Source organism: Bradyrhizobium sp. P2_E8, assembly GCF_056403875.1.
Genome location: NZ_JBFUES010000371.1, coordinates 1 through 6,753 on the forward strand (window position 1 = coordinate 1; position 6,753 = coordinate 6,753).

General features: G+C 65.7%; 8 protein-coding genes. 5 read left to right on the forward strand and 3 right to left on the reverse strand.

Annotated elements, in window-relative coordinates:
* On the reverse strand, positions 1–515 hold a 515-nt coding region (locus AC1D00_RS20675; RefSeq protein WP_477011943.1), incomplete at its 3' end, for a glycosyltransferase family 39 protein.
* A 309-nt stretch (positions 516–824) separates the two neighbouring features.
* Between AC1D00_RS20675 and AC1D00_RS20680 the strand changes: the two genes are divergently transcribed.
* Together AC1D00_RS20680 and AC1D00_RS20685 are read left to right on the forward strand one after the other, a co-directional pair.
* The gene (locus AC1D00_RS20680; protein ID WP_477011944.1) at positions 825–1,682 is read left to right on the forward strand and encodes a DUF308 domain-containing protein; all 858 of its coding nucleotides are present in this window, start codon (positions 825–827) and stop codon (positions 1,680–1,682) included.
* Positions 1,683–1,819: 137 nt separating this feature from the next.
* Complete coding sequence (locus tag AC1D00_RS20685) at positions 1,820–2,236, forward strand: Ros/MucR family transcriptional regulator (RefSeq protein WP_477011945.1); 417 nt, start codon at positions 1,820–1,822, stop codon at positions 2,234–2,236.
* A gap of 138 nt (positions 2,237–2,374) precedes the next feature.
* Here AC1D00_RS20685 and AC1D00_RS20690 read toward each other — a convergent pair whose 3' ends face one another.
* Both AC1D00_RS20690 and AC1D00_RS20695 read right to left on the reverse strand, forming a co-directional pair.
* The gene (locus tag AC1D00_RS20690; protein WP_135172536.1) at positions 2,375–2,803 is read right to left on the reverse strand and encodes a SufE family protein; all 429 of its coding nucleotides are present in this window, start codon (positions 2,801–2,803) and stop codon (positions 2,375–2,377) included.
* 68 nt (positions 2,804–2,871) lie between these two features.
* Positions 2,872–3,306 (reverse strand): DUF5330 domain-containing protein, encoded by a 435-nt coding sequence (locus tag AC1D00_RS20695; protein ID WP_135172537.1) that lies wholly within the window; start codon positions 3,304–3,306, stop codon positions 2,872–2,874.
* 389 nt (positions 3,307–3,695) lie between these two features.
* Here AC1D00_RS20695 and AC1D00_RS20700 point away from each other — a divergent pair, with 389 nt between their 5' ends.
* From AC1D00_RS20700 to AC1D00_RS20710, 3 genes are read left to right on the forward strand one after another with little or no spacing between them, the layout of a single operon-like run.
* Positions 3,696–5,612, forward strand: coding sequence for a PAS domain-containing sensor histidine kinase (locus AC1D00_RS20700; protein ID WP_477011946.1), 1,917 nt, complete (start codon positions 3,696–3,698; stop codon positions 5,610–5,612).
* A complete protein-coding gene (locus AC1D00_RS20705) occupies positions 5,605–6,312 on the forward strand; it encodes a peptidoglycan-binding domain-containing protein (protein ID WP_135172539.1) in 708 nt (235 codons plus the stop codon). The genes AC1D00_RS20700 and AC1D00_RS20705 overlap by 8 nt, the downstream gene beginning before the upstream one ends.
* 55 nt (positions 6,313–6,367) lie before the next feature.
* A complete protein-coding gene (locus AC1D00_RS20710) occupies positions 6,368–6,712 on the forward strand; it encodes a DUF1491 family protein (RefSeq protein WP_027544170.1) in 345 nt (114 codons plus the stop codon).
* The last annotated feature ends 41 nt before the right edge of the window (positions 6,713–6,753 follow it).

Below are 6,753 nucleotides of genomic sequence, written 5' to 3' on the forward strand. Positions count from 1 at the left end.
AGCCGGACCAGGCCCAGCATCAGGATGATCATGGCCACCGCGAAGGGCGCATCCTTCGGGTTCATGAACATGTGGCCGTAGAAGATCGGGCAGAGCGCGAGCAGCAGGAGCGAGGCAAGACCGGCCAGGGGCCCGCCGATGCGGCGGCCGAGCCGCCACGTCACCGCAAGCCCGATCACGCCGACGACGGCGCCGAGCAGGCGTCGCGTCTCGAACAGCTCGAGCGGAATGACCTTGTGCAGGAGAGCCGCGACCATGTCGAAGCCGCCGCCATACATATAGAGGTTGGCGAAGGAGAGCGCCGCGGTGTCCTTGAAGCCGGAACCGAACATGCGCAGCAGCAGGTCGGCATATTCAGCGTGGGTGTAGTCGTCCCAGCCGAGCCCGTAGTCGCGGAAGGTCAAGCCTGCAATGACGGCGACCGCGGCCAGCACCAGCATGGCGAGATCGTCGCAAGTCCGTTCGACCGAGCGCCGCAGAGGCGTGTCGATCGCCGAAGTCGTGATGGATGTCATGGCTATTGGTGACCCGGAATCCCCTCTTGGCCCTGCTGGCGCGCGCGGGCCTGCTCCCCGGACTCCGTATAGCGCAGTTCCATTACCAAGTAATTGGGCATTATGGCTAAATTCCTGATGCGACGCAGCAAATCCAGAAACTCAAGAGCACTCTAGGAGTAGCGATCCGTAGCTGAAGGGAATGTGAATAAGTCCCTGATTTCCTTCTCTTTAGGAACGCTGATCACAATTCGCCGTTGGCGACGAACACAGGATGACGGTATCGTGGCGCGAGTGTCGCGTGCGGATGCACGGCCGGGGGTGAGTTCGATGACGTTGGCATTGTTGATCGCGGGGATTGTCGCCGTCCTGGCGGGYCTCCTTGGGATCCTGTTTGGCTTCACCGTCAGGGAGTTCAGCCTCGGCAGTACCCTCATAATCTCGGGCACGATCGGCGTCTGCTCCGGATTGTTACTGGCGGGCCTCCATGCGGTGCTGCTGGAACTGAAGGGCATCGCCCGCCGGCTGGCCGGATCAGCCGCAGCGTCCGAGGTGCGGGTCAGGCCCGTGCTGCCGGGTCTCGCGCTGCCCGGTGCGCCCGAGCCTGCTCCGGCGATGCGCGCCGAGCCGCCGGCCCCGCCATCATCGGCCGCGCCGCCGCCATGGCTGGGCGAAGCACCCGCGCGTCCGCGCGTCGAGCCCCCGCCCGAGCCGGAACCTGCGGCGCCGCCCGCGGCTCCGGAAACGCCGCGCCGGCGCAACCTGCTGTTCGCCTCGACCTCGCGAAAGGAGCGCGAGCGCGCGGAGGCCAAGGCCACCGAGGGCTCACCGCCGCCGCTTGCCGAGCCCGCGGCGCCTGCCGCCCCGGACGCGCCGCCTGCAAGCTTCGACGACGCCTGGCCGAGGCCGGACCGTATGCGCCCGCCGGAGCCGCCGGCCGCCTCGCGCCGGCCGCCGCCGCGCTCGCCCTCGACCTTTGTCGAGGCGGCCCCGCCGCTGCCTGCACCCGAGCCGGAGGCGCCGCCGGCGGTTGAGCAGGCGCCCGTGACCGTGCTCAAATCCGGCATCGTCGACGGCATGGCCTATTCGCTCTATTCCGACGGCTCGATCGAGGCGCAGATGCCGGAAGGCATGATGCGCTTTGCCTCGATCGACGAGTTGCGCGCGCATCTCGACCAGCGGTCCTGAGGACKTCCGCGGCCAAGTAAAGCGCCACCGTTCTTGTCATTTTGTCAGTCGTCGCATTTTGGCCGAACGTATTGTTGACACGGAATACTTCGGCGTCGTCAATCTCGTGAGACGCAAGGTGGAGAAAGGTCGGGCCCATGTCGGATGCCGGGGCTAAGAATTTCATTGAGCTGACGGCCAGCATCGTCTCGGCCTATCTCAGCAACAATCCGACGCCGGCCGCCGAGATCCCGAACCTGATCAGCCAGGTGCACGGCGCGCTGGTGCGGGTCTCGTCGGGCCGCGTCGAGACGGCGCCGCTCGAGCCGGCCAAGCCGGCGGTGTCGCTGAAGAAGTCGATCGCGCCGGACTATCTGGTCTGTCTGGAAGACGGCAAGCGCTTCAAGTCGCTGAAGCGCCATCTGCGCACCCAGTACAACATGACGCCGGAGCAATATCGCGAGAAATGGGGCCTGCCGGCCGACTATCCCATGGTCGCGCCGAACTACGCGGTGGCGCGCTCGCAATTGGCAAAGCAGATGGGTTTGGGACAGCAGCAGCGGAAGCGGAAGTAGAGCTGCTTTAGCCTACAGCTTACTCCACTCTCATCCTGATGAGGAGCCCGCAAAGCGGTCATCTCGAAAGATGGCCGCGGGCAAGAGCGGGGCCTGCATGGTTCGAGACGCGCTTCGCGCTCCTCACCATGAGGGTCTTCAGGTGGCTTCCGCCAGCGCCTCTTTCGCGTCGGTCTTGATGCGTTCGACCATCGAGCGCAGGCCGTTGGAGCGCTGCGGCGTCAGGTGATCGCGAAAGCCGAACTCGTCGAACACCGCGATCGCGTCGGTCGCGAGGATTTCCTGCGGCCTGCGGCCCGAATAGAGCGCGAGCACGATCGCGACCAGGCCGCGCACGATATGAGCGTCGCTGTCGCCGCGATATCTGAGGATCGGCGCGCCGCCATCGCGCTCGACCAGCTTCTGGAGCCAGACCTGGCTGACGCAGCCATTCACCTTGTTGGCGGCGGAATGCTCAGCCTCGGGCAGCGGTTCCAGGGTGCGGCCGAGCTCGATGACGTACCGGTAGCGGTCGTCCCACTCGTCCAGAATCTCGAAATTGTCCCTGATTTCGTCGATCGTCGTCATGCTGGCCTACAGTTCCCGTTCAGGCCAATATAGGGACGCGAAGCTGCGAAATCGATAGGGTTTGGGGGCTAATTCGCCGGCCCCGGTCCGCGCCATTCCAGCGCGAGGTCGTCCTGGGTCAGGGTGTCGCGCGGCGCCTCGCTCGCAGCAGTGTCGCCTTCGCCGGCCAGCGCGATCGAGCCGGTGTGGTCGGGCGCCTTCTTGTCGCTCTTGTCGTTCTTTTCGTTGGTGATGTGCTCTTTCTTGTCGTTGATGATCTGATAGATCTTCTTCGCGCCGTCCTGGGCGCGCTGGCCGATGATGGTTGCGGCCTGTCCGCCGACCTCGCAGGCTGTGGGCTGGCGCTTGCAGAACTGGGTCATGTCGGAGACGGCCGCGGTCGCAGCCTGCACCGCGTCGGCGGCGCCGATCTGCGGCAGCTTCTCCGATTCGGGCGTCTTGTCCCGCGGCAGGAGCACCAGCACCAGCCCGAGCCAGAATGTGATGCGGAGCAGAAAGCGCATCTTATCGACCTGTACGTTAGATCCCGCCGCGGCGATTTCCGCAGAGCGCGTCGGACCTAGCAACTCTCGATAAATCGCAAGTGATTGCCTTGAGCTTAATTCGCGGAAAATTTACGCAAAAAACTTCGAAAATGGCGGCCTCGTAAATTTTCCATTGATGCCGAGCCCCCGTGGCCTTGCCGTCTTTCGTATCCACCAATTCGAAACCATGCGGGCCGGGGTGAAACCCTGTGTTCACCATCCTCGCCGAAGACGTCGCCAAATCGTCTAAAAAGCTCCGCGATGACACGGTGTCCGGCACCGGGCCGTGCCGCCTTAGCACTCGTTTAAGGTCGCTCTGACACGGTGGCTCAACGACAAGGAGGCGTTCCGGCGCGTCTCTCCGACGAATGAGCCGAAGCGCGAGACCCGTGACAGTTTTGAGTATCATCCGCGATTGTCTCGATGCGCTGCTGCATCCCTCCGCGCGTTACGACGCGCTGACGCGAGCGCGCCATCGTGCCTTCATGGCGCCGCGTCTGCTCGGCAGCCTGGCCGCGTTTGCCGCATTCCCTGTTTATCTCGCCATGCGTGGCGCGCCGAGCGCGGTCGAGGTCGCCGCCTTTGCCTGGCTGATCGCGCCGATCATGTTGTCCTGGTTCCTGTCGCGCACCGGCCGCTACGAAGGCGCGCATGTGCTGTCCTCGCTCGCACTCGCCGGCCTGATCATGGCGGTTGCCATCACGACCGGCGGCATTGGATCATTCGCTGCGGTGTGGCTGATCGTCGTTCCGCTCGAGGCTGCGCTGTCGGCCTCGCGCCGCGTTGCGGCCTTCGCCTCGCTGCTCGCGCTCTCCTGCGCGGGGATACTGATCCTCGTCGGCCAGCTCGGCTGGCTGCCGCTGGATGAGCCGAGTCCCGCGCAGCGTAGCCTGCTGATGGCGTTCGGCGTCGCCTCGGCCACCCTCTATGCTGCGGCCCTCGCTTTCGGCGCGGAGTCGCTGGCGCGCACCAGCGTTGCGCTGCTGTCGCGCGAAGAGGAGCGTTATCGCCTGCTCGCACGCAACATGAGCGACGTCATCTCGCGGCATCGGCGCAACGGCGCGGTGCAGTTCATCTCGCCGGCCGCCGAGGCCATGCTCGGCATGCCCGTTGCGCAGCTGCACGGCCACGGCCTGTTCGATCGCGTCCATGTCGCCGATCGCCCGGCCTATCTCACCGCTTTGTCGGATGCCGCGCGCGGCGACGTGCGCAGCGTCGAGTTCCGGCTGCGGCGGGAGCCGACCGGCTCGGAGCACGGCCAAGCCAATTTTCAGGTCGACTTCATCTGGGTCGAGATGCGCTGCCGGCCGCTCGACCAGGATCCCGGCCGCCAGCATAGTGACCGCGATGCCGCACGCGAGACGGAAGTCGTCGCCGTGATGCGCGACGTCACCGATCGCAAGCTCTCCGAGCAGGCGCTCGATCAGGCCCGCAGCGCCGCGGAAGCGGCCGACGCCGCCAAGACGCGCTTCCTCGCCACCATGAGCCACGAGCTGCGCACGCCGCTCAACGCCATCATCGGCTTCTCCGACATGATCGCGCAGGAGCAGACCCTGATGCTGGGTGCGGCCCAGCGCAGGGAATATGCCCAGCTGATCAACGATTCCGGCCAGCATTTGCTGTCTGTCGTCAACGGCATCCTCGACATGTCCAAGATGGAATCGGGCAATTTCGAGATTGCGTCGGAGCCGTTCGCGCCGCGCGCCTCGCTCATGCATTGCTGCAATCTGCTGGCGCTGAAGGCGCGGGAGAATGGCATCGACCTTGTCACCGACGCGCCGCAGGACCTGCCCGTCATGACCGGCGATCCGCGCGCCTTCAAGCAGATCGTGCTTAACCTCGTCGCCAACGCCATCAAGTTCACCGAGCGCGGCGGCCAGGTCTCCGTATCAGCCGCGGTGTCGGGGTCGCAGCTCACGCTGCGCATCAGCGACACCGGCGTCGGCATCGCGGCCGACGACCTCAAGCGTATCGGCGCCCCGTTCTTCCAGGCCGGCAAGACCTATCAGCGCCGTCACGAAGGCACCGGACTCGGACTTTCGATCGTGAAAAGTCTTGTGGCGTTGCATCTCGGCGATTTGACGGTACAAAGCAGGTTAGGGGAGGGCACCGCCGTCACCGTCAAGCTGCCGCTGGTTTACACGCCGCCGCAAGCCAAGCCCTTCGATGGCAAGGCGGCCGAGAGCAAGATCGCAACCTTGACGCCGGTCCCGCGCCAGGAACTTCACGACCAACATCACGACCAACTTCAGGACCAACCTGCTCCGGTGAAGAAAAGTGCCTAAGAAGTCTGCAAAGGGCGAAGCTGCTCCGCGCCGCCGTGGCGCCAAGGCCGCGGCTGTCGACATCGAGACCGAGCGCAACCTCGTGATGCGCGTGCTGCTGCACAGCCCCAAGGACACGCTGGCCGGCCTCGTCGCCGTTGCCGCCATCAGCGCGATCGTTGCCAATGCGCTGTTTCTCCAGACCGGCCGGCATCCGGCGCCGATGTTCGGCACCGTGATCAATCTTCCGATGCCGTCGTCCGTTCCGCAGGCCAATCCCTTGCCGCGCGCGCGCCCCGTCGGTGCCGATACGTCGCCGCTCGAGCCGAAGGCGACCGAGTTCCGCGTCGATCCCAAGCCTGCCGAGAGAGCGGCCGAGAAGGCGCCCGAGAAGCCCGTCGAGGCCACCGCATCGACGCCGCGCTCAGGCGATCCCATGACCAACCTGGTCAAGGCCACGACATCGCCCTCCGCTGCCGTCGCGCGTCCGCCGGCGCCGATCCCGGCGCAGCAGAGCCCGGCGGTGCGGCGTATCGCCGGCGTGCAGCGCGCGCTGTCCGAATACGGCTACGGCAATTTGAAGGTCACGGGCGCGATGAGCGGCGAGACCCAGTCCGCGATCCAGAAGTTCGAGCGCGAGCACAAGATGCAGGTCACCGGCCAGGTGTCCGATCGGCTGCTGCGCGAGCTCGCGGCCGCGATCGGCCATCCCGTCGAGTAATCGTCACGCTTGCGGAGGCTGGTGCTGATCCCGGCACTGGCCTATCGTCCGACTCATGCGTTTGAAATCCAACATATGGGTCGCGGCCTATTTGCGCCGGTGCCAGACCGAGGGCGTGTTCGGCGCAGTGCGCCGTCGCGGCGCCGAGGAGGCGGGCGCGGTGTTCGTGAAGGTGTCGCTGCTCGACGGCAATGCGATGCTCTACGTGCCGGCGCCGCAGACCGTCTATGACGACGGCCGGCCGGTCGACCGCTTCTTCGTGCCGGTTGCGCCGCAGCCGCTGCCGGAGCCCGCCGTCGAGGAACGGCTGACCAGGGAAATCCGCTTCGATTCGGATGCCTGGATCGTCGAGACCGAAGACCGCGCGGGGCGGCACTTTCTGGAATTAGCGAAGACCTGACTGGTGCCTCCACCGTCATTGCGAGCGTAGCGAAGCAATCC

Coding starts and splice junctions, on each gene's coding strand:
- AC1D00_RS20685 (WP_477011945.1), top strand. CDS start 1,820: ATGTCGGATGCCGGGGCTAAGAATTTCATTGAGCTGACGGCCAGCATC.
- AC1D00_RS20690 (WP_135172536.1), bottom strand. CDS start 2,803: ATGACGACGATCGACGAAATCAGGGACAATTTCGAGATTCTGGACGAG.
- AC1D00_RS20695 (WP_135172537.1), bottom strand. CDS start 3,306: ATGCGCTTTCTGCTCCGCATCACATTCTGGCTCGGGCTGGTGCTGGTG.
- AC1D00_RS20700 (WP_477011946.1), top strand. CDS start 3,696: ATGAGCCGAAGCGCGAGACCCGTGACAGTTTTGAGTATCATCCGCGAT.
- AC1D00_RS20710 (WP_027544170.1), top strand. CDS start 6,368: ATGCGTTTGAAATCCAACATATGGGTCGCGGCCTATTTGCGCCGGTGC.